At 68.3% G+C, this 19,421-nt stretch carries 17 protein-coding genes and 1 pseudogene; 7 read left to right on the forward strand and 11 right to left on the reverse strand.

Annotated elements, in window-relative coordinates:
• Positions 1 to 29: 29 nt before the first annotated feature.
• The 4 genes and pseudogenes from GY170_RS10315 to GY170_RS10330 form a co-directional block, all read right to left on the reverse strand.
• Positions 30 to 1,229 (reverse strand): glycosyltransferase, encoded by a 1,200-nt coding sequence (locus GY170_RS10315; protein WP_163893079.1) that lies wholly within the window; start codon positions 1,227 to 1,229, stop codon positions 30 to 32.
• A 158-nt stretch (positions 1,230 to 1,387) separates the two neighbouring features.
• Positions 1,388 to 2,755, reverse strand: coding sequence for an FGGY-family carbohydrate kinase (locus GY170_RS10320; RefSeq protein ID WP_163893082.1), 1,368 nt, complete (start codon positions 2,753 to 2,755; stop codon positions 1,388 to 1,390).
• Positions 2,752 to 3,054 carry an L-rhamnose mutarotase gene (rhaM, locus tag GY170_RS10325; protein WP_163893085.1) on the reverse strand — a complete coding sequence of 101 codons (303 nt, stop codon included), beginning with the start codon at positions 3,052 to 3,054 and terminating at the stop codon, positions 2,752 to 2,754. The genes GY170_RS10320 and rhaM overlap by 4 nt, the downstream gene beginning before the upstream one ends.
• Positions 3,051 to 3,791: pseudogene (locus GY170_RS10330) on the reverse strand (ABC transporter permease); the annotation flags it as partial. The gene rhaM and the pseudogene GY170_RS10330, both read right to left, overlap by 4 nt.
• A 257-nt stretch (positions 3,792 to 4,048) precedes the next feature.
• On the opposite strand from GY170_RS10330, the gene GY170_RS10335 reads away from it, so the two are divergent.
• From GY170_RS10335 to GY170_RS10345, 3 genes are all read left to right on the forward strand, one after another.
• On the forward strand, positions 4,049 to 6,151 hold the full coding sequence (locus GY170_RS10335) for a bifunctional rhamnulose-1-phosphate aldolase/short-chain dehydrogenase (RefSeq protein ID WP_163893089.1): 2,103 nt from the start codon (positions 4,049 to 4,051) through the stop codon (positions 6,149 to 6,151).
• A gap of 26 nt (positions 6,152 to 6,177) precedes the next feature.
• Positions 6,178 to 7,452 carry an L-rhamnose catabolism isomerase gene (rhaI, locus tag GY170_RS10340; protein ID WP_163893092.1) on the forward strand — a complete coding sequence of 425 codons (1,275 nt, stop codon included), beginning with the start codon at positions 6,178 to 6,180 and terminating at the stop codon, positions 7,450 to 7,452.
• A gap of 135 nt (positions 7,453 to 7,587) precedes the next feature.
• Positions 7,588 to 8,139: an iron transporter gene (locus GY170_RS10345; protein WP_163893096.1), complete on the forward strand. Its 552-nt coding sequence runs from the start codon at positions 7,588 to 7,590 to the stop codon at positions 8,137 to 8,139.
• 63 nt (positions 8,140 to 8,202) lie between these two features.
• Here GY170_RS10345 and GY170_RS10350 read toward each other — a convergent pair whose 3' ends face one another.
• Positions 8,203 to 8,649 (reverse strand): EVE domain-containing protein, encoded by a 447-nt coding sequence (locus tag GY170_RS10350; RefSeq protein ID WP_163893099.1) that lies wholly within the window; start codon positions 8,647 to 8,649, stop codon positions 8,203 to 8,205.
• 4 nt (positions 8,650 to 8,653) lie between these two features.
• Positions 8,654 to 9,028, reverse strand: a complete 375-nt coding sequence (locus tag GY170_RS10355; protein WP_163893102.1) for a VOC family protein — start codon at positions 9,026 to 9,028, stop codon at positions 8,654 to 8,656.
• A gap of 80 nt (positions 9,029 to 9,108) precedes the next feature.
• On the opposite strand from GY170_RS10355, the gene GY170_RS10360 reads away from it, so the two are divergent.
• Positions 9,109 to 9,543, forward strand: a complete 435-nt coding sequence (locus GY170_RS10360; protein ID WP_163893106.1) for a MarR family winged helix-turn-helix transcriptional regulator — start codon at positions 9,109 to 9,111, stop codon at positions 9,541 to 9,543.
• A 150-nt stretch (positions 9,544 to 9,693) separates the two neighbouring features.
• Positions 9,694 to 10,902, forward strand: a complete 1,209-nt coding sequence (locus GY170_RS10365; protein WP_163893109.1) for a DegT/DnrJ/EryC1/StrS family aminotransferase — start codon at positions 9,694 to 9,696, stop codon at positions 10,900 to 10,902.
• 152 nt (positions 10,903 to 11,054) lie between these two features.
• Here the strand turns inward: GY170_RS10365 and GY170_RS10370 are convergent, their stop codons facing one another.
• Positions 11,055 to 12,017, reverse strand: a complete 963-nt coding sequence (locus GY170_RS10370) for a LysR family transcriptional regulator (protein ID WP_163893112.1) — start codon at positions 12,015 to 12,017, stop codon at positions 11,055 to 11,057.
• A 151-nt stretch (positions 12,018 to 12,168) separates the two neighbouring features.
• On the opposite strand from GY170_RS10370, the gene GY170_RS10375 reads away from it, so the two are divergent.
• Complete coding sequence (locus GY170_RS10375; RefSeq protein WP_163893115.1) at positions 12,169 to 13,536, forward strand: aminotransferase; 1,368 nt, start codon at positions 12,169 to 12,171, stop codon at positions 13,534 to 13,536.
• A 439-nt stretch (positions 13,537 to 13,975) separates the two neighbouring features.
• Here GY170_RS10375 and phaR read toward each other — a convergent pair whose 3' ends face one another.
• From phaR to GY170_RS10390, 3 genes are all read right to left on the reverse strand, one after another.
• Positions 13,976 to 14,518: a polyhydroxyalkanoate synthesis repressor PhaR gene (gene phaR, locus GY170_RS10380; protein ID WP_163893118.1), complete on the reverse strand. Its 543-nt coding sequence runs from the start codon at positions 14,516 to 14,518 to the stop codon at positions 13,976 to 13,978.
• Between the two features lie 150 nt (positions 14,519 to 14,668).
• The gene (locus GY170_RS10385) at positions 14,669 to 15,109 is read right to left on the reverse strand and encodes a phasin family protein (protein WP_163893837.1); all 441 of its coding nucleotides are present in this window, start codon (positions 15,107 to 15,109) and stop codon (positions 14,669 to 14,671) included.
• Between the two features lie 160 nt (positions 15,110 to 15,269).
• Positions 15,270 to 17,093 (reverse strand): PHA/PHB synthase family protein, encoded by a 1,824-nt coding sequence (locus GY170_RS10390; RefSeq protein WP_163893121.1) that lies wholly within the window; start codon positions 17,091 to 17,093, stop codon positions 15,270 to 15,272.
• A 99-nt stretch (positions 17,094 to 17,192) separates the two neighbouring features.
• Here GY170_RS10390 and phaZ point away from each other — a divergent pair, with 99 nt between their 5' ends.
• Positions 17,193 to 18,530, forward strand: a complete 1,338-nt coding sequence (gene phaZ, locus GY170_RS10395) for a polyhydroxyalkanoate depolymerase (protein WP_163893124.1) — start codon at positions 17,193 to 17,195, stop codon at positions 18,528 to 18,530.
• 100 nt (positions 18,531 to 18,630) lie between these two features.
• Here the strand turns inward: phaZ and GY170_RS10400 are convergent, their stop codons facing one another.
• Positions 18,631 to 19,356, reverse strand: a complete 726-nt coding sequence (locus GY170_RS10400; RefSeq protein WP_163893127.1) for an alpha/beta hydrolase — start codon at positions 19,354 to 19,356, stop codon at positions 18,631 to 18,633.
• Positions 19,357 to 19,421 lie beyond the last annotated feature (65 nt).

The raw sequence follows: 19,421 nt of genomic DNA on the forward strand, positions 1-19,421 counted from the left end.
GCTGAGAGAAGGGCTCACGGCGGCGGCGCTCATGACCGGCGCTCGGCGGGGCGTCTGGGCAGGACTTTGGCGGGGGACCGCGCGGCGCGGGGCGCCCTGATCTCCTCGAAGCGGGCAAGGAGGGCGGCGTTGCGCGTCTGCTGGTCGAAATCGGTGGCCACCTTGGCGCGCGCGGCCGAGGCCATCGCGTCACGGTCGCAGGTTCCATCCAGCAGTTTGAGCAGGTTGTCGCGGAGGCCGGCGACGTCGTGCTCGTCGGCGAGGAGGCCGGAGGCGCCATGGTGGATCAGCTCGGGGATGCCGGAATGGCGGGTGGAGCAGACGATGGTGCCGAGCGCCATCGCCTCCATCAGCGTCACCGGGATGCCCTCCTGATCGCCATCCTCGCCCGTCACGCTGGGCGCGAGGAGGACATGCGCCGCCCCGATCCGCCGCAGCGCCTCGGCATGCTCGAGCGCGCCGACGAAGCTCACGCGCTCCCCCAGCCCCAGCTCGGCGGCGCGGGTGCGCAGATGCTCCTCCAGCGGGCCGGAGCCGGCAATCTCGTAGTGCCAGTCGAGCTCCGGCCGCTGCGCCAAAAGCTCGGCGGCGGCCTCCAGCGCGACCTCGACCCCCTTCTTCTCCACCAGCCGGCAGAGGGAGATCATCCGCACGGGCGCCGACCAGTCGGCCGGCTGGAACCGGTAGTCCGCGACCGGCACGCCGAGGTGGTGGACGGCGACCCGCTCCGCCGGCGCCCCGGCCCCTTCGAGAAGCTCGGCGAAGGGGCGATTGACGGTCAGGTGGAGGGTGCCGGCGCGGAAAAGGGCGGCGTAACGCGTGAGGCCATTGCTTTGATATTCATGGCTAACATCGCGGCCATGGTAGATTGTCACCAGCGGCGCCGCGGGTTTCCCCCCGGCGAGGCCGACAAGCCCCGCGCCCTGCCAGCCGAAATGGGCGAGGAAGATGTCCTGATTCCGCAGCGATTTCAGAAAGCGGCGATTGGCCAGACGGGCGAGACCATTGCGCAGCCGCCATGGCAGGCTGGTCCGCGCATGCCAGCGGGCAGCGGGCCACTCCAGTATCCGCACATGAGATAACCCCGCCCTGTCAATGGCTTGAGTGGTGTCCGCCGCCCGGCAGACGACGGTGACGTCATGGCCGAGATTGGCGAAATGGAGGACCTGGGACAGAACGAAGGTTTCGGAAAGCTTCGGAAAAGCATCTGCGAAAACGGCAACCTTCATTCAACAATGCTCCCACGCATGAAGGCCCAGACAATTTGACTATTGTCGTGCCCTTTCCGCCGCGCAAGAGAAATGGGCGCGCCGACGCGCGGAATCGCCCGGAAAGGCGATTTCCCGCTCGCATAAGCGCCACCTTTCGCGCCGGAACCGGCGCAGGCTCAGCCCCCGCCGTCCACCAGCTGCCGCCAGCGTCCGGCATAGGCGCGCAAGGCCTCCGCCTCTTGCGGCTCGACCCGCCGCTGCGGGGCCTCCACGTAATCCGGCAGGAAGAGCAGCGCCCCGCCCGTCGAGGTGCCGGTGGCGGAGGCAGAGGCCTCCACGCCGCCGGGGCGGAGAGCCGCGAGCATCTGCAGATAGTCGTCGTTGCGGGCGAAGGGGCCCTCCACGATGGTCGGGCCCTCCGCGCCGATGAGGCCGAGGCAGATGTCCGTCATCAGGGCGAGGTACCACGAGAGGGCGAGCATCCGCTCGCCGGGCGTCGCCGGCTCGGCGGTGAAGCCCCCGGCGCGGCCGGCGAAGGGGCCGGTGCCCGCGGCGATGGCGGGCAGCAGGAACAGCCCCTCCTCCACCGCCGCCCTGTCCGCTCCGGTCGGCGTGGCGCTGGCGCCCTCGCGGATCATCTCGAATTCCCGCCCGCCCATGAAGCGGGCCGAGGGCACGGCCCCGCCGCGGGCATCGACGTTGACGAGCGTGTCGCGGCCGGGGTCGAGCCGGCGCGGCGCGGCGCCGACGGCCATGCAGATGACCCATGTGCCGGTGGAGACGACGGAGAACGGCGCCTCTCGTCCCGCCAGGTGCGGGTAGAGCGAGGCGTTGCTGTCATGGATGCCGCAGGCAACGGGCGTCCCGGGGGCGAGGCCCGTCCGCCCCGCCACCTCGCCCGTAATCGCCCCGAGGATGTCGGAGGAGTGGCGCGCCGGCGCCAGCTTGTCCGCGATCCCCAGCCGCTCGGCCAGCGAGGACGGCGTGCCCGCCCAGGGGTTCCAGAGATCGGTGTGGCAGCCGAGGGAGGTTACATCCGTCGCGAGCTGCCCCGTCAGCCGGTGCCCCCAGAACTGCGGATAGGTGACGATATGCGCCGCCCGCTCCCGCAGGCCGGGGTCGGCCTCCAGCATCCAGTGCAGCTGCGCGCCGAGGTTCAGCCCGCCCGGCAGGCGGGGCGAGCCCGTCTCCTCGAAGGGCGGGCGGAGGGCGTCGTAGGCCTCCGCCACGCTCTCCGGCCCGTCATGCTCGTAATCCAGCATCGGCGCGGCGAGCGAGCCGTCCTCCGCCAGCAGGACACCCGCGGCGCCGTGCGTGGTGACGGAGATGGCGTCGATCCCGTGCTGGCGATGCATCCGGCCCAGCGCCTCCAGGAGAAAGGCCCAGTGCCCCTCCACGTCGAAATGCGGCCATGGCGGGCCGGGGAGCACCTTGTTGGGCCGGGTCGTCACGTCAATCTCGGCGAGCGTCGCGGCGTCGACGAGCGCCAGCTTGGCGTTGGTCTTGCCGATGTCGATGACGGCGATATGGCGGGGGGACGTCATGGCAGGTGGAAGACGCAGTCGAGGTCGCGCTGGACGGGGGAGTTGTCGCGGTTCGTCTCCATGATGTCCGCCATGTGCGCCCACCAGCGGCGCATGAGATCATCCATCCCGTGCCCCTCCTTCCGCCAGAGGACGCCGAAGAGCGTCAGCGTCGCACGGTCGAGATGGATCGAGTAGTCGCTGACGCCGGCCTCGCGCAGCAGCGCCACCAATTCCGGCCAGATCTCGTCGTGGCGGCGGCGATACTCCTCCTCCTGCCCCGGCAGGAGCGTCATGACGAAGGCGTGCTTCTCCCTCATGCCGCGCGCCTCCTGCGGATCAGGCGGAAGAGGCGCGGCAGGGCGATGACCCCGATGAGCAGCCCGCCGATGAAGATCGACATGACGATGCCGGGCACGTTGAGCAAGCCAAGGCCGAAGGTCACCATCCCTATGATCAGCGCCGCGATCACCACCCCGAGGATGGAGCCGGAGCCGCCGAGGATCGACACCCCGCCGAGGACCACCATCGTCACCACCTCCAGCTCCCAGCCGAAGGCGATGGAGGGGCGGGTGGAGCCGAGGCGCGAGGTCAGGCAGATCGCGGCGACGCCGGACATGAGGCCCGTGAGCAGGAAGAGGATCATCTTCACCCGCGCGACCCGGATGCCCGAGAAGGTGGCGGCGGTGGGGTTGTTGCCGATGGCATAGACCTGCCGGCCGAAGTTGGTGAAATGCAGGATCACGGCGTAGATCACCGCGAAGGCGAGGAACAGCACCAGCTCGAACGAGACCACCCAGAAGACGTAGCCGCGCCCGAAGAAGGAGAAGTCCTGCGGGTAGCCGTTGAAGGCCTGATCGCCGAGGACGATGTAGCTGATCCCCCGGAAGAGGCTCATCGTGCCGATGGTGACGACGATGGGGGGCAGGCCCAGCCGCGTCACCAGCACCCCGTTGAACGCCCCGCAGATCAGCCCGACGCCGAGGCCGATGGCCACCAGCCCCACCGTTCCTACCTCGAACTGCAGCGCCCAGCCCATGGCCGTGGAGGCCAGCGCGCGATGCCGGCGACGCGTACTCTGCCAAGCGGACCAGTTCGGACGACAGGATGATGCGATGGCGCTCGCGGTCGATCATGGACCTTCTCCCTGACCGGCAGCCTGTCTCGACGCGCCGCTCAGTGTCAATCATAAAAGATCAAAATCAATCGCTCTGCGCCGCAGCATGATTGTTTATGACGGAAACTAATTGACTTCATCAGCGCCGCAGTGGAGTGTCCGCGATAAAGAGCGCCCACGTAGGGGAAGGAAGAGCCATGCCGAAAGACGCCGCCAGCAGCCGTATCACCAACGCGTGGGACGACGCTCATGCCAACGCCATGAGTGAGCCGGAAAAGCTGCTCTATCGGTCAAACCTGCTCGGTTCCGACAAGCGGGTGACGAATTATGGCGGCGGCAACACCTCCGCCAAGGTCATGCAGCCCGATCCGCTCACCGGCGAGGAGGTGGAGGTGCTCTGGGTCAAGGGCTCCGGCGGCGACATCGGTTCGATCAAGATGGAAGGCTTCTCCACCCTCTACATGGACAAGCTGCGCGCGCTGAAGGGCAAGTATCGCGGTGTCGAGTTCGAGGACGAGATGGTCGGCTACCTGCCCCACTGCACCTTCAACCTGAACCCCCGCGCCGCCTCCATCGACACGCCGCTGCACGCCTACGTCCCCAAGAAGCACGTCGATCACGTCCACCCGGATTCGATCATCGCAATCGCCGCCTCCGAGAACTCGAAGGAGCTGACGCAGAAGATCTTCGGCGACGCCATCGGCTGGCTGCCGTGGAAGAAGCCGGGCTACGAGCTCGGTCTGTGGCTGGAGACGTTCTGCCTCGACAATCCCGAGGCCAAGGGTGTCGTGCTGGAGAGCCACGGCCTCTTCACATGGGCCGACGACGCGCGCGAGTGCTACGAGCTGACGCTGGAGACGATCAACCGCGCCATCGGCTGGTTCGAGGAAGAGACCGCCGGCAAGGCCCCCTTCGGCGGCGAGACGCACCCCACCCTGCCCGCCGATGAGCGCCGCCGCGTCGCCGCCGCGCTGATGCCCGCCATCCGCGGCATGATCTCCGGCGAGAGCCACAAGGTCGGCCATTTCGACGATCAGGACGCCGTGCTGACCTTCGTGGGCGCCAAGGACATGGAGCGCCTCGCCGCGCTCGGCACCTCCTGCCCCGACCACTTCCTGCGCACGAAGATCCGCCCGCTGGTGGTGGATTTCGACCCGGCGAACCCCGACATCGCCGCCACGCTCGACGGCCTCAAGGGCATGGTGGAGGAGTACCGCGCCGACTACGCCGCCTATTACGAGCGCTGCAAGCATGACGACAGCCCGGCGATGCGGGACCCCAACGCGGTGGTCTACCTCGTCCCCGGCGTCGGCATGATCACCTTCGCCAAGGACAAGGCCACCGCCCGCATCTCCGGCGAGTTCTACGTCAACGCCATCAACGTGATGCGCAATTCCGACGCCGTCTCCCGCTACCAGGGCTTGCCGGAGCAGGAAGCCTTCGACATCGAGTACTGGCTGCTCGAAGAGGCCAAGCTCCAGCGGATGCCGAAGCCGAAAAGCCTAGCCGGCCGCATCGCCATCGTCACCGGCGGCGCCGGCGGCATCGGCTCGGCCACGGCGGAGAAGTACCTCTCCGAAGGGGCCTGCGTGGTGCTGGCCGATATCGACACCGACGCGCTCGCCGCGACGGAGGAGAACCTCTCCGGCCGCTACAGCAGCGATGTGGTGCGCGTCGTGCAGATGAACGTCACCTCCGAAGAGGCGGTGGCGCAGGCCTATGCCGACATGGCGGTGGAGTTCGGCGGCGTCGACATCGTCGTCTCCAACGCCGGCATCGCCTCATCCGCCAAGGTCGAGGACACGACGCTCGACCTTTGGAACAAGAACATGTCGATCCTGTCGACCGGCTACTTCCTCGTCAGCCGCGAGGCGTTCAGGACGTTGAAGACCCAGGGCATCGGCGGCTCGATCATCTTCGTCGCCTCCAAGAATGGCCTCGCCGCCTCGCCCGGCGCCGCCGCCTATTGCACCGCCAAGGCCAGCGAGATCCACCTCGCCCGCTGCCTCGCGCTGGAAGGCGCGCCGGAGGGTATCCGCGTCAACACGGTGAACCCCGACGCGGTGCTGCGCGGCTCCAAGATCTGGTCAGGCGAGTGGCTCGATCAGCGCGCCTCGACCTACGGCACCGACAAGGACGGGCTGGAGGAGATGTATCGCGAGCGCAGCCTGCTCAAGCGTTCCGTCCTGCCGGAGGATATCGCCGCCGCCTGCTACTTCTTCGCCAGCGACGAGAGCGCCAAGTCGACGGGCAACATCGTCAACGTCGATGCGGGCAACGTACAAGCGTTCACGCGCTGACCGCCGCGCCCCGGGGAGGACAGGACATGATCGACAAGACCACCATCGCCGCCGCCAACGAGACGGCCGAGAGCGCCCTGCGCGCCGAGTACGACGCGCTGGGCGAGGCACTGGATCGCCGCGGCATCGACATCGGCGCGGTGAAGGACAAGGTGTCGGCCTACGGCATCGCCATCCCCTCCTGGGGTGTCGGCACCGGCGGCACGCGTTTCGCCCGCTTCCCCGGCACCGGCGAGCCGGCCGGCATCTTCGACAAGCTCGACGATTGCGGGCTGATCCACCAGCTCACCGGTGCGACGCCCCGCGTCTCCCTCCACGTCCCGTGGGACGATGCCGACCCGGCGGACCTGATTGCCAAGGCCGAGGAGACGGGGCTGGGGTTCGACGCGATGAACTCCAACACCTTCCAGGACCAGCCGGACCAGCCGCTCAGCTACAAGTTCGGCTCCCTCAGCCACACCAAGGCCGAGGTCCGCCAGCAGGCCATCGAGCATAACCTCTACTGCATCGAGCTCGGGCGACAGATCGGCTCCAAGGCGCTGACGATCTGGGTGGGCGACGGCAGCAACTTCCCCGGCCAGTCGAACTTCACGAAGCAGTTCGAGCGCTACCTCGCGAGCGCCCGCGATATCTACGCCGGCCTGCCGGAGGATTGGCGCCTCTTCACCGAGCACAAGATCTTCGAGCCGGCCTTCTACTCGACGGTCGTGCAGGACTGGGGCACCAACTACCTGATCGCCAGGGAGCTGGGGGAGCGAGCCTACTGCCTCGTCGATCTCGGCCACCATGCGCCGAACGTGAATATCGAGATGATCGTCGCCCGGCTCATCCAGTTCGGCAAGCTCGGCGGCTTCCACTTCAACGACAGCAAGTATGGCGACGACGATCTCGATACCGGTGCGATCGATCCCTACCGCCTCTTCCTCGTCTTCAACGAGCTGGTGGACGCGGCGGGCACCCCCGGCTTCGACCCCGCGCACATGCTCGACCAGAGCCACAATGTGACGGACCCGATCGAGAGCCTGATGAACTCCGCCATGGAGGTGCAGCGCGCCTATGCGCAGGCGCTCCTCGTCAACCGGACCGCGCTGGCCGGCTTCCAGGAGGAGAATGACGCGATGATGGCATCGGAGACGCTCAAGCGCGCCTTCCGCACCGACGTGACGCCGATCCTCGCCATGGCGCGGCTGGAGAAGGGCGCCGCCATCGACCCGCTCGCCGCCTACCGCCACTCGGGCTACCGCGCGAAGGTGACGGAGGAGCGCCCCGCCTCCGGCGCGGGGGGCGGCGGCATCGTCTGACCCTGGGGCGGGCACCGGCCCGCCCTGCCCTCACCTGCTCCCCGGGATGACCTCTCGGCCCCTTCCGCCGGGACACCGGGCAGGAACCTTTCCGCCGGCGCCCGGTTTCATGGGGAGACGCGAAAGGAACACCCCATGAGCACCGGACAACCGACACCGCTGATCCCGAGCGACGAGGGCGACAAGAAGGGGCTGGAGCTTGGCCGCGCCCAGGGCGAGGCGCTCACCCGCACGCTTCAGCACATGACCGACGAGATCGCCCATGACGGGCGCGAGGTTACGCATGGCGAGTACCTCGTCGCCTATGCCGTGGAAGAGGCCGAGGGCATGTACGTGCCCGGCGACAACGGGCTGGAATGGCAGCCGCCGCAGGACGAGAACGCCCATATCGAGGTCGCCGTCCGCGACCCGGCCGACGGCCGCCTGATCCCCGGGCTGACCATCGAGGCGACGCTCACCGCGCCAGACGGCAGCGACGCCGGCACCCACGAGCTGCCGCTTCTGTGGCACCCCTACCTCTACCACTACGGCCGGAACTGGCGGGTCCCCGGCGACGGCGCCTACACGCTGCGCGTGCGCTTCGACGCGCCGACCTTCATGCGCCACGACGAAAAGAACGGCCGCCGGTTCCTCGAGGGCGGCGACGTCACCTTCGAGAACGTTCAGATCAAGACCGGCCAGGACTGACCTGCGCTTCGCGTCCTCCCTCCGCCCGTTGGAGGGGGGCGCTTCGGGCTACGGGCCGGGCGCTCAGCCCTCCTGGCTCAGCCGCTCCGGCGAGACACCCATGGCCTCCGCGATCCGCCGCATGTCCTCCTCCGTGACCCGCCGCTTCGGGCCGCGCAGCAGCAGACCCCAGTTGCCGGCGCGGCCCTGCGTCAGGTCGAGGACCTCCAGCAGCGGCCGGATGGGTGCGGGCCGGGCCTCCTCCAGATAGTCCACGTCGACTCGGAAGGGATTGAAATCCATCGCCTGCGCCGCCTTGTAGGGGGCCTCCGACGTCACCCGCCCCAGCGCCGTGAACGCCTGGACGGGCGCTCCCTCCCCTATTCCTTCGCGCGGCGAATAATAGGCGAGCCAATCGCCTTTCCGCAGCGCCTTCACCGCGTCGTGCCGGCCATGGCCCAGCTGCGCGAAGCCGCCCGCCACGCCGCCGCGGACATGCTCGGCCGAGGCGACGCCGATCCAGCAGGTCATGGCCTCAGTTCCCTCGGGCAGCGGTATGCGCCGTGATCGTGTAGCCGAAGGGGTCGACGAAGGCGAAGTAGCGCCCGAAGGGGCCGTCCTTCGGCGGAAAGCCGATTGTGACGCCCTCGGCCACCAGATGATCGTGCAGCGCGTCGGCATCGTCGCAGCCGAACCAGAGGGCGATACCGTGGCCAAGCGGCCGGGTGGCCTCCAGATCGACCAGCGGCTTGCGCAGGGCGAAGGGGATGGGCGTCGTCTCGAAAACCACCGCGTCCGGCGGGGAAGCGGGCGCTGGGGTGAGGCCGACGACGTCGGCGTAGAAGGCGCGGGCGGCATCGAGGTCGGCGACCTGAAGGCCGATGAAGTCGGGTCCGATAAGACGGGGCATAGCGATTGTCTTTCTGGGGCTGGAGAGATAATGTCAGGGGGCTGACATAATGTAAGCCTGCTGATATTGAAAGAGCGAAGATGCTCCCCTCCGCCGAAACTCCGCCCTTCGCCCCCCACGAGACGCTGGGCTACGCGCTGAAACGGGCGCACCATGCCCTCCGCCTGCACATGGACGGGCAGCTGAAGAGCCTCGGCTTGACGGCGCCGCAGTACAACGTCCTCAGCAGCCTCGAGGCGGAGCCCGGCGCCTCCAACGCCCGGCTGGCGCGGCGCGCCTTCGTGACGCCGCAGACCATGCAGGCGATGCTGGTGAAGCTGGAGCGGGCGGGCCTCATCGCGCGCACGCCCGACGACGAGCATGGGCGCATCCAGCGGACCGAGCTGACGGATGCCGGACGCGCGACGCTGGCGGAGGCCCATCGGGCCGTCATGGAGACGGAGCGCCGGGCCCAGGCCGCGGCCTCCCCGGACGCGGCGGCGATGCTCCTACGGATCGCCGCCGCGTTGTCATAGGAGCGGTCGGCCTTGCAGCTTTCGGCTTTCCGCACGCTGGAAAGAACCTGGCTCGACCGCGCCGCCGCCCCGCACCCAAACAAAGTTCGTCTTGGCACTGTCATATCCGGCGTGTAAGATTTCCCGAAAGAAGTCTTCGGGATTGCTGAAATGACCAGAACCGAGCAGATCGACGTCTACTCCGCCGAGCCCATCCCCGCCGCCGCCCGGGACGAGATCGAACGGCTGCTGCAGTCGGCAGACCTCTTCCGCTACACCGCCAAGGAGAACGCGCCGGTCACGCTGCTGGAGCGGGAGTTCGCGCAGATGCTGGGGGCGCGCTACGCGCTCGCCGTCTCGTCCTGCTCGGCCGCACTGTTCCTGTCGCTGGAGGCGCTGGAGCTGCCGAAGGGCTCGCGGGTGCTGATCCCCGCCTTCACCTTCGCCGCCGTCCCCTCCTCCATCGTCCATGCCGGGATGGTGCCGGTGCTCGTCGAGTGCGGCGCCAACTACCGGATCGACATGGCCGATTTCGCCCGCAAGCTGCCGGGTGCGGATGCCGTCATCATCTCCCACATGCGCGGGCACACCTCGGACATGGACGCCATCATGGCGCAATGCGAGGCCGCCGGCGTGCCGGTGATCGAGGATGCCGCCCACTCGCTCGGCACCACCTGGGCCGGGCGGAACATCGGCACGATCGGCAAGGTCGGCTGCTTCTCCTTCCAGAGCTACAAGCTGCTCAACGCCGGTGAGGGTGGCATCCTCGTCACCGACGATGCGGAGATCATCGCCCGCGCCGTCATCATGTCCGGCGCCTACGAGCATGCCTGGCGCAAGCATGACCGCGACGAGGCGCTCGATGCGGCGCTGGCCCGCTGGCAGAACCGCCTGCCGCTCTACAACCTGCGGCTCAACAACCTCTCCGCCACGCTGATCCGCGCCCAGCTGCCCGAGCTGCCGCGCCGCGTGCGCGACGGGCGGCGCAACCATGACCTCGTGGCGGGGCTGCTGAACGCCTCGCCCTGGCTGGACGTGCCGGACCCGCTGGCGAGCGAGGAGCGGGCGCCCGATTCCATCCAGTTCAACCTCGTGGGGATGGACGGCGACGAGGCCCGCGCCTTCGCCGCGGCCGCCGCCGCGCGGCACGTCGCCATTCAGATCTTCGGGCTGTCGACGGACAATGCCCGCGCCTTCTGGAACTGGCAGTTCCTCCCCGAGGATCCCGGCCCCCTGCCCGGCACCCGCGCCATGCTCATGTCCGCCTGCGACATGCGCCTGCCCGCGCGTCTGACGGAGGAGGAGTGCCGCGCCATCGCCGCCGCCGTCGTCGAGGCGGTGGACGAGGTGATGGCGGAACGGCGGGCTTACGGAACCTGAGGCCGGGCCTGAGCGCCGGTTGAGGGGACAGGACCGGGGGTTTTCCACCCCGTCGCCATTGGGCTTGAACCAATGGCGCCACCAAATGGCGACCCCCCGGTTTCTTAGGAGCAAAGACAGGGGGGCGCGGGCTTCGCCCGGGCGCCCCTTCGCTATTCGCCGAGGACCTTGAGGCTGCCGTCGAGCCACGGGTGCTCCTTCACCGCCGGGCAAACGATGTACTCGGTCAGGAGCGGGCGGAGGCGGGCGGCCATGCTGGCGGTCATTTCGCCGAGGGCGCCGGAGCGAGCGATCAGCGAGATTGAGCGCGACAGGGGGGCGAAAGGCAGCGGGCGGAGTTCCACCGCCTCATGGAAGCGCTGGGCGGAGAGCCAGCCCATCGGCGTGAGGACCGTCCAGCCGGCGCCGGCGGCGACCATGGCCATGATGGCGTGGTAGCTGTCCATCTCGAACCGGTAGGGCACGAGCGCCCCCTCGCGGGCCAGATGGGCGGCAATGGTGCGCCCCATGTGATGGCGCGTTGTGTAGCGGATCATCGGGCGGCGACGGAGAATCCGGGGCTCGGCCTCGGGGAAACCCTTCGGCACGGCGAGCACGAAGGGCTCCTCGAAGAGGGCGTGCTTCTCCATCCCCTCCCCCTCCGCGCCGGTGTCGGCGGCGACGATGACATCGAGGGCGCGGGCGTCGAGCAGGTCGTAGAGGCGGTGGGAGGCGCCCGTCTCCAAGAGGAACTGGCAGCGCTCCAACTCCTCCCCCATCGAGGCGAGGAGGCGGGGAGTCACGTCGGCATCGAAATCCTCGATCATGCCGAGGCGGAAGCGGGTGAGCGAGGTGAGCTGGCGGAGGCCCAGCTCCGCCCGCGCCTGGTCCGCCTCGTTGAGGATGGCGTTGGCGCGGCGCAGGAAGATGTCGCCCGCCGGCGTCAGCCGCACGGGCCGCGCTGCCCGGTCCAGCAGGCGCACGCCGATGGCGGCCTCGAGGTTGGTGAGCTGCTGAGAGACGGTGGCGGGCGAGGCGCCGAGCCGGCGCGCGGCGGCGGAGAGGGACTTCTCCTCGGCGGTCGCCACGAAGACCTCGATGCCCCAGAGGCTGATCCGCCCTTCCGATGCGCTCACGCCGCCGCCCCCGTTTCTCGCTGCCCCGCGGCGAAGGGTAGCTGCGCGGGACGGCCAAGGCCAGAGGACGCAGGCCCTCCCCCTTGCCCCCGATTGCGGAGAGCGGAGCGCAGGTCTAGCATCCGCCGGCAAACACTCAGAGGGGCCTGCCATGCGCGAGACCAATCCGAACAGCTGGGAGGCGCGGGCCGACGCCCATTCCTTCTACGGCTTCACCGACCTGCCCACCATCGCCGACCGCGGCGCCACCATCGTGACCTCGGGCCACGGCCCCTACATCACCGATGTTCATGGCCGCGATTACCTCGATGCGAACTCTGGCCTGTGGAACATGGTGCTCGGCTTCGACAACAAGGAACTCGCCGAGGCTGCCAAGGCGCAATACGATACGCTGCCCGGCTACCACGCCTTCTTCGGCCGCATGTCCGACCAGGCGGTGATGCTGAGCGAGAAGCTGATCGAGGTCTCGCCCTTCTCCGACGGCAAGGTGTTCTACACCAACTCCGGCTCCGAGGCGAACGACACGCTGGTGAAGATGCTGTGGTTCCTCTGGGGCGCCGAGGGGCAGCCGCAGCGGCGCAAGATCATCACGCGCAAGAATGCCTATCACGGCGTGACGGCAGTAAGCGCCTCGATGACGGGCAAGCCCTACAACTCCGTCTTCGGCCTGCCGATGGACGGGTTCCTGCACCTCACCTGCCCGCATTACTGGCGCGAGGGCAAGGACGGCGAGAGCGAGGCGGAGTTCACCGCCCGCATGGGGCAGGAGCTGGAAGACATGATCGCCCGCGAAGGCGCCGACACCATCGCCGCCTTCGTCGCCGAGCCGGTGATGGGCGCGGGCGGGGTGATCCCGCCGTCGGAGGGCTACTTCCAGACGATCCAGCCGATCCTGCAGAAGCACGGCATCCCGCTCATCTCCGACGAGGTGATCTGCGGCTTCGGGCGCACGGGCAGCGACTGGGGCTGCCAGAGCTACGGCTTCATGCCGGACGCCATCATCTCCTCCAAGGTGCTGACGGCCGGGCTCTTCCCGATGGGCGCCGTGATCCTCGGGCCGGAGCTGAGCGACCGGCTGACACGGGCCTCGGAGGCGATCGAGGAGTTTCCCCACGGCTTCACCGCCTCGGGCCACCCGGTGGGCTGCGCGATTGCGCTGAAGGCCATCGAGATGGTGATGAGCGACGAGATCAAGGGCAATATCGCCCGCCTGATCCCGCAGTTCGAGGCCGGGATGGCGCGACTGGCGGAGAAGAAGAACATTGGCGAATGGCGCGGCCGCGGCCTGATGGGCGCGCTGGAGGCGGTGCAGGACAAGGCGACGAAGACGCCGTTCCCCGGCAACCTCTCCGTCTCCGAGCGGATCGCCAATGCCTGCACCGACCAGGGTCTGATCTGCCGGCCGCTGGGCCAGAGCATCGTGCTGGCGCCGCCGTTCATCCTGACGGACGAGCAACTGGCGGAGATGTTCGACAAGCTCGAAGCGGCGCTCGACAAGGTGTTTGCCGAAGTGGCGTGACGCGGGGTGGCGGCGGGGCGCGCCTCGCCGCCGCCGTTTTTGCCCGGAAGTGTGCAACGCCCGGCACCGTTCGCCCGCCCGGTACGCGCCAAAGGCGCAGGGCGAGCGCCGGCCAGTCCCGCGGGCTGGCGCTCTGGCGGGGATGGGTGCTCCGCTCGGATCATGGAGGGGCTTGGCCGGCATAAAGCGCGCCGCTCTGGAAGTCGGAGCGCCACCCCACGGGCCGGCACTCGCCCTGCGCCTGCGGGTGGTGTGCCTGGCGGAGGACGGGAAGGTGGGTTGGAAACCCACCCTACGGAGGGGTCGGGCCTTCCGCCCACTTTCCGGCGGCATCGCGCGGGGCTGGCGTTCCGGCCCGTAGGGTGGGTTTTCGACCCACCTTCCCCCGCCCTCGCAAGGAGCGGGCCATCACCCCTCAGGTACCGCGCAACGTCCTGCCCTACTGCCCCATCTTCGACAGCTTCTCCTGCAACTCGGCGAGCTGGCGCTTGATGTCGGTCAGGTCCTCGCCGCCCTTCTCCGCTGCGGGGCCGGAGGAGGCGCCGGGGACCATGCCGCCCACCGCTTTCAGCCACGCCTCCTGCTGGGCGCGCATCGCCTCGAAGCCGGGCATCTGCGCCATCGGGTTGGCGCGGGTCATCGTCTCCAGCATCTGGCTCTGCCCCTCGCGCAGCATCTCGAAGCTGGCGGCGAGGAACTGCGGCACCACCGACGACGCCTGGCTGGTATAGCTGCGCACGAGGTCCGTCAGCACATCCACCGGCAGGACGCTCTCGCCGCGGCTCTCATGCTCGGCGATAATCTGCAAAAGGTACTGGCGCGTGAGGTCGTCACCCGATTTCAGGTCGACGATCTTCACCTCGCGCCCCTCGCGGATGAAGAGCGCGATATCCTCCAGCGTCACGTAATCGCTCGTCTCGGTGTTGTAGAGCCGGCGGCTGGCATATCGCTTGATCAAGAGCGGTTTCGCGTTGTCTGCCATGGCCCGTCCTCCCCCTGACATATTGCGGTGCAGAGAACCTTACGACGCCATGCAGAAAAAGAAAGAGCGAGCTGCACCGGCGGCAGCTCGCTCTTTCAAGGGTCACTCCTGCAGAGGTCGCGCGGCCCCGATCCCGGGGCCCGCAGACGCTCAGGCCGTGGCGTTCATCGCGGCCGAGGAGGCCTCGCCCTGCGCCTTGCGGGTGGCGGCGGCGGCCTCGTCCTGCATGTCCTTGCCGGCGGAGAGCATGAGCTCCAGCGTCTCTGTCTGGGCGGACTTGGCGATCTCGGCGAAGGCGGCCATGTGCTCGGCGGCACTCTCGGCGGAGGCGGAGGCGAAGGCCGTCATCGACTTGGCGTAGTCGGTCGGCTCGGTCTTCACCTTGGTGATGTCGGCCATCTTGGAGAGGGTGTCCTGCGTCCAGCGGGCGGAGAGATCTGTCGATTTCTGCGCCGCCTCGATCGCCACGGCCGACATGCGTTCGGCCAGGGCGGTCTGCGAGCGGAACATGTTTTCCATCGCCTTGGTGTCGACGGGGAACATGGACATCATGTCCTTGAAGGCGGCGGTGTAATCGGGCGTGTTCGGCATGTAGGCCATCGGTGCAATCCTCTTAAACTCAGTCCGGCGGGGCGGGCCGTTTCCGGCGCCCTCTCGCCAATGAGGAGAATATGGATGCTGCACTGCAGCAATTCAAGGTTTTTCTGCACTGCAGCGAAGGAAAGCTCCCCTAGCGTCACTTAACAACGGGTTACGACGGCTCCACCACGGCCGGCAGGTTGAGGACGTAACTGCCGGGTGCCCGCCCGAGCGGCGGATGGCCCGAATCGCCGGGCTGCCGGGCAGGCACCGGCTTGCCGGCCCGGGGCCGCAGCCATGCCTCCCAGCGGGGCCACCAGGAGCCGTCGTGCTTCTGCGCCGTCTGCCGCCAGCCCTCGGCATCCTGCCCCAGGTCGCCGCCGGTGTAGTGGCCGTACTTCTTCTTCGAGGGCGGATTGACGATCCCCGCGATGTGCCCACTCTCGGAGAGGAGGAACGTCTTGTCCTCCGAGCCATACTGCCGGAACCCCTCGTAGCAGGAGCGCCATGCGGCGATGTGATCCGTCTCGCAGGCGATGGAGCAGAGCGGCACGGTGACATCGGAGATGTGCACCCGCTCGCCGCCCAATGGGAAGCCGCCCTGCACGAAGCGATCCTGCTGGCAGAGCCCGCGCAGGTACTCCACCGCCATCTTCGCCGGCAGGTTGGTGCCATCGCCGTTCCAGAAGAGCAGGTCGAAGGCGGGGGGCGGCTCGCCCATCATGTAGCTGCGCACGGCGGGGCGGTAGATCAGGTCCCCCGCGCGGAGGAAGGAGAAGGTGCGGGCCATGTAGAACTTGTCCATGATCCCGGTCTCCTCCGCCTCCGCCTCGATGGAGGTGACGAAGCCGTCGTCGAGGAAGACGCCCATCTCCCCCTGATCGGAGAAGTCGGTCATCGTCGTGAAGAAGGTCGCCGATTTAACGAGGTCCTCGCCCCGCTTCTTCAGCAGAGCCAGCGTCAGCGACAGGGTCGTGCCACCGATGCAGTAGCCGATGGCGTTGACGCGGCGGGTGCCGCAGATCTTCCGCGCCTCGGTCATCGCCGTCAGGTAGCCCTGCTCGATATAGTCCAGCAGCCCCGTCTCGCGGAAGCCGGGCGTCGGATTGATCCACGAGACGACGAAGACCGTGTAGCCCTGATCGACCAGCCACTTGATGAAGCTGTTCTTCTCCTTGAGGTCGAGGATGTAGAACTTGTTGATCCAAGGCGGGAAGATCACCACGGGGATCTTGTGCACCTCCTTCGTGGACGGTGCGTACTGGATCAGCTCGAAGAGGTGATTGCGGTAGACGACGGACCCCGGCGTGGTCGCGAGATTCTCGCCGAGGCGGAAGGCGGAGCGGTCGGCGAGGGAGACGACGAGGTCGCCGGCATTCGCCTCGAGGTCCGCCACGAGGTTCTCCAGCCCGTCGACGAGGCTCTGCCCCTCCGTCTCCACTGCCCGCTCCAGCGCGTCGGGGTTGGTGGCGAGGAAGTTGGTGGGCGAGAGCAGCTCGACGATCTGGCGGCTGAAATAGGCCAGCCGCTTCTTCTCGCGCGGCTCCAGCTCGATCGCGTCGACGGCCGCCTCGATGGCGGCGGCGTTCACGAGGTACTGCTGCTTGATGTAGTTGAAATAGGGGTGGCTTTCCCAGAGCGGGTTGGCGAAGCGCTTGTCTTTAGGGGCCGGCGCCTCCTCCCCCGACGGGGCGGTCAGACGGCCCTGCGCGAGATGCTGCTGGGCCTCCACATAGTGCTTCACCGTCTCCCCCCACCAGCCGATCTGCTGCTCGATCAGCTTGGCCGGGTCATGCACGGCCTGATGCCACCACGCGGTGGCCGCCTTGGCATAGAGATCGGGGCTCGGCCCGGCGAGGCCGGGCGGCACTTGCCGCGCCTGCGAAATAGCGGCGAGGAAGCGGGCGCTCATCGCCTCGATCCGGGCGAGGTTCGCTTCCAGCTTCGCCTGGGTCGGGGGCTCTTCCGCGCCGTTATCGGTCTCATCGATGGACATGTGTTAATTCAAGGACTACTTTGCATGTGCAGCATTGACGGCCCCGCGGTTGGAATTCCGCCGCGCGCCGGGTGTCGACAGAGCCGATCGGAGGGTCTGATGAAGAACATGTTCACCTACGATCTCATGGAGACGGTCCGCAACACCAACCAGTGGCTCGGCGCCACGGCGCAGGCGCTCGGCTCCTACCCCGCCATGTCCGCCCATCCGATGGCCCCCTGGCTGAAGGCCTGGGGCGAGGTGACGGAGCGCAGCTTCTCGCGCATGGTCGTGAAGCCCGCATGGGGCATCCCCACGATCACCGGCGCCGATGGCCGCGACCACGTGGTGCGGGTGATGAAGATGGTCGAGAAGCCCTTCGGCGATCTCATCCACTTCAAGGTGCCGGGGCGCGAACCGCGCCGCCGCCGGGTTCTGCTCGTCGCGCCCATGTCGGGCCATTACGCCACCCTCCTGCGCAAGACAGTTATCTCTCTTCTGCCCGATTGCGAGGTCTTCGTCACCGACTGGCACAACGCCCGTGACATTCCGGTGTCGGAGGGCAAGTTCGATGTCGAGGATTACACGCTCTACCTCGTGGAGTTCATGAAGGCCCTCGGGGCGGACCTGCACGTCATCGCCATCTGCCAGCCGGCGCCGCTCACCCTCGCCGCCACGGCCCTCCTCGCCGAGGACGAGCCCGACGCGCAGCCCCGCTCGCTCACTCTCATCGGCGGCCCGATCGACCCCGACGCGACGCCGACCGAGGTCACCGATTTCGGCCGCTCCGTCACCATGGGGCAGCTGGAGCAGGGAGCGATCCAGCAGGTCGGCTTCAAGTATGCCGGCGTCGGACGGCTCGTCTACCCGGGCCTTCTGCAGCTGAGCTCCTTCATCTCGATGAACCTCGAGACGCACAGCGAGGCCTTCCAGAGCCAGATCGTCAGCGCCGCCAAGGGCGAGGCGGAGGACAACGACCGCCACAATGTCTTCTACGACGAATACCTCGCGGTGATGGACATGACGGCGGAATTCTACCTCTCCACCGTCGAGCGCATCTTCAAGAACCGCGAGATTGCGCGGAACGCCTTCGAGGTCGCCGGCCGGCCAGTGGACATCGGCAAGATCACCCGCGTCGCGGTCAAGGTCGTCGAAGGCGAGGAGGACGACATCTCCGCCCCCGGCCAGTGCTACGCCGCGCTCGACCTGCTCACCGGCCTGCCGCGAGAGAAGAAGGCGGCGCACCTGGAGCCGGGCGCCGGGCACTACGGCATCTTCGCCGGCAAGTCCTGGCGCAACAACATCCGGCCGCTGGTGCTGAAGTTCATCGACGAGAATTCCGACGCCCCGCCCGCCCGCAAGGGCATGCGCCCGCAGATCGTCTCGGTCAACGACACGCCCCCGAGCAATGAGGCGGAGCCGGAGCCCGTCCGGCAGGACGGGTCGACGCCCGTCTGAGGCGGTCGCGCGCATTGCCGGCCGCGGACCGGGGGCCAGCCCCCGGACCCCCGGGATTTTCGGGACCAAAAACAGGGGGCGCAGGGAGCTGGCGGGGCCGCTAGGACACCTCCGCCACCGCTTCGCCGATCAGCTGCAGGCAGGCCGGCGTGGAGAAGCGGTGGTCGGCTCCCTTTACCAGCGTCAGGCGGATGTCCTCTCCCTCCGCATGATCCAGCAGGGCGAGGGCCCGGTGCTGAGGCACGTCGGTATCGGCGGTGCCCTGCAGCATTCGGACGGGCATCGGCAGGGCGAGCGGATGGGTCAGCACGAGGTGGGACCGTCCGTCCTCGATCAGGCGGCGGGTGATCGGGTAGGGATCGCCGTAGTCGGAGGGGCGGAGCGTCAGGCCCGCCTCCATCAGCTCGTCCCGCTGCGCCTGCGAGAACGCCTCCCACATCTCCACCGTGAAATCCGGCGCCGCCGCGATGGTGACGAGCCCGGCGACCCGCTCTGGCCGGCCGCGCGCCAAAAGCAGCGAGATCCAGCCGCCCATCGAGGAGCCGACGAGCACCAGCGGCCCCTCCAGCAGGTCGATGGCGGCCTCGGCATCCTCGGCCCAGTCCCCGATGGCCCCCTCCTCGAACGCGCCGGAGGAGGCGCCGTGGCCGGAGTAATCGAACCTCAGGAAGGCGCGGCCCCGCTCCCGCGCCCACTCCTCCAGAAACAGCGCCTTAGTCCCCTCCATGTCGGAGCGGAAGCCACCGAGGAACACCACGGCAGGCCCCTCCCCTTCGGTCAGGTGATAAGCGATGCGGCGGCCGGCGGGCGTGTCGAGATGTTGCATGGGGGCAGAGATGGCGCGGCCACGGCCGGCTGTCCAGCCGGCGAGCTGCGAAGAGGCAGGCGCCG

The organism is Pseudoroseicyclus tamaricis (assembly GCF_012070395.1).
Taxonomy (GTDB): Bacteria; Pseudomonadota; Alphaproteobacteria; order Rhodobacterales; family Rhodobacteraceae; genus Pseudoroseicyclus_A; species Pseudoroseicyclus_A tamaricis.

Bases quoted from the DNA above. Each gene is read 5' to 3' on its own strand.
- GY170_RS10315 (WP_163893079.1), bottom strand. From the start codon at position 1,229: ATGAAGGTTGCCGTTTTCGCAGATGCTTTTCCGAAGCTTTCCGAAACC.
- GY170_RS10320 (WP_163893082.1), bottom strand. From the start codon at position 2,755: ATGACGTCCCCCCGCCATATCGCCGTCATCGACATCGGCAAGACCAAC.
- rhaM (WP_163893085.1), bottom strand. From the start codon at position 3,054: ATGAGGGAGAAGCACGCCTTCGTCATGACGCTCCTGCCGGGGCAGGAG.
- GY170_RS10335 (WP_163893089.1), top strand. From the start codon at position 4,049: ATGCCGAAAGACGCCGCCAGCAGCCGTATCACCAACGCGTGGGACGAC.
- rhaI (WP_163893092.1), top strand. From the start codon at position 6,178: ATGATCGACAAGACCACCATCGCCGCCGCCAACGAGACGGCCGAGAGC.
- GY170_RS10345 (WP_163893096.1), top strand. From the start codon at position 7,588: ATGAGCACCGGACAACCGACACCGCTGATCCCGAGCGACGAGGGCGAC.
- GY170_RS10350 (WP_163893099.1), bottom strand. From the start codon at position 8,649: ATGACCTGCTGGATCGGCGTCGCCTCGGCCGAGCATGTCCGCGGCGGC.
- GY170_RS10355 (WP_163893102.1), bottom strand. From the start codon at position 9,028: ATGCCCCGTCTTATCGGACCCGACTTCATCGGCCTTCAGGTCGCCGAC.
- GY170_RS10360 (WP_163893106.1), top strand. From the start codon at position 9,109: ATGCTCCCCTCCGCCGAAACTCCGCCCTTCGCCCCCCACGAGACGCTG.
- GY170_RS10365 (WP_163893109.1), top strand. From the start codon at position 9,694: ATGACCAGAACCGAGCAGATCGACGTCTACTCCGCCGAGCCCATCCCC.
- GY170_RS10375 (WP_163893115.1), top strand. From the start codon at position 12,169: ATGCGCGAGACCAATCCGAACAGCTGGGAGGCGCGGGCCGACGCCCAT.
- phaR (WP_163893118.1), bottom strand. From the start codon at position 14,518: ATGGCAGACAACGCGAAACCGCTCTTGATCAAGCGATATGCCAGCCGC.
- GY170_RS10385 (WP_163893837.1), bottom strand. From the start codon at position 15,109: ATGCCGAACACGCCCGATTACACCGCCGCCTTCAAGGACATGATGTCC.
- GY170_RS10390 (WP_163893121.1), bottom strand. From the start codon at position 17,093: ATGTCCATCGATGAGACCGATAACGGCGCGGAAGAGCCCCCGACCCAG.
- phaZ (WP_163893124.1), top strand. From the start codon at position 17,193: ATGAAGAACATGTTCACCTACGATCTCATGGAGACGGTCCGCAACACC.
- GY170_RS10400 (WP_163893127.1), bottom strand. From the start codon at position 19,356: ATGCAACATCTCGACACGCCCGCCGGCCGCCGCATCGCTTATCACCTG.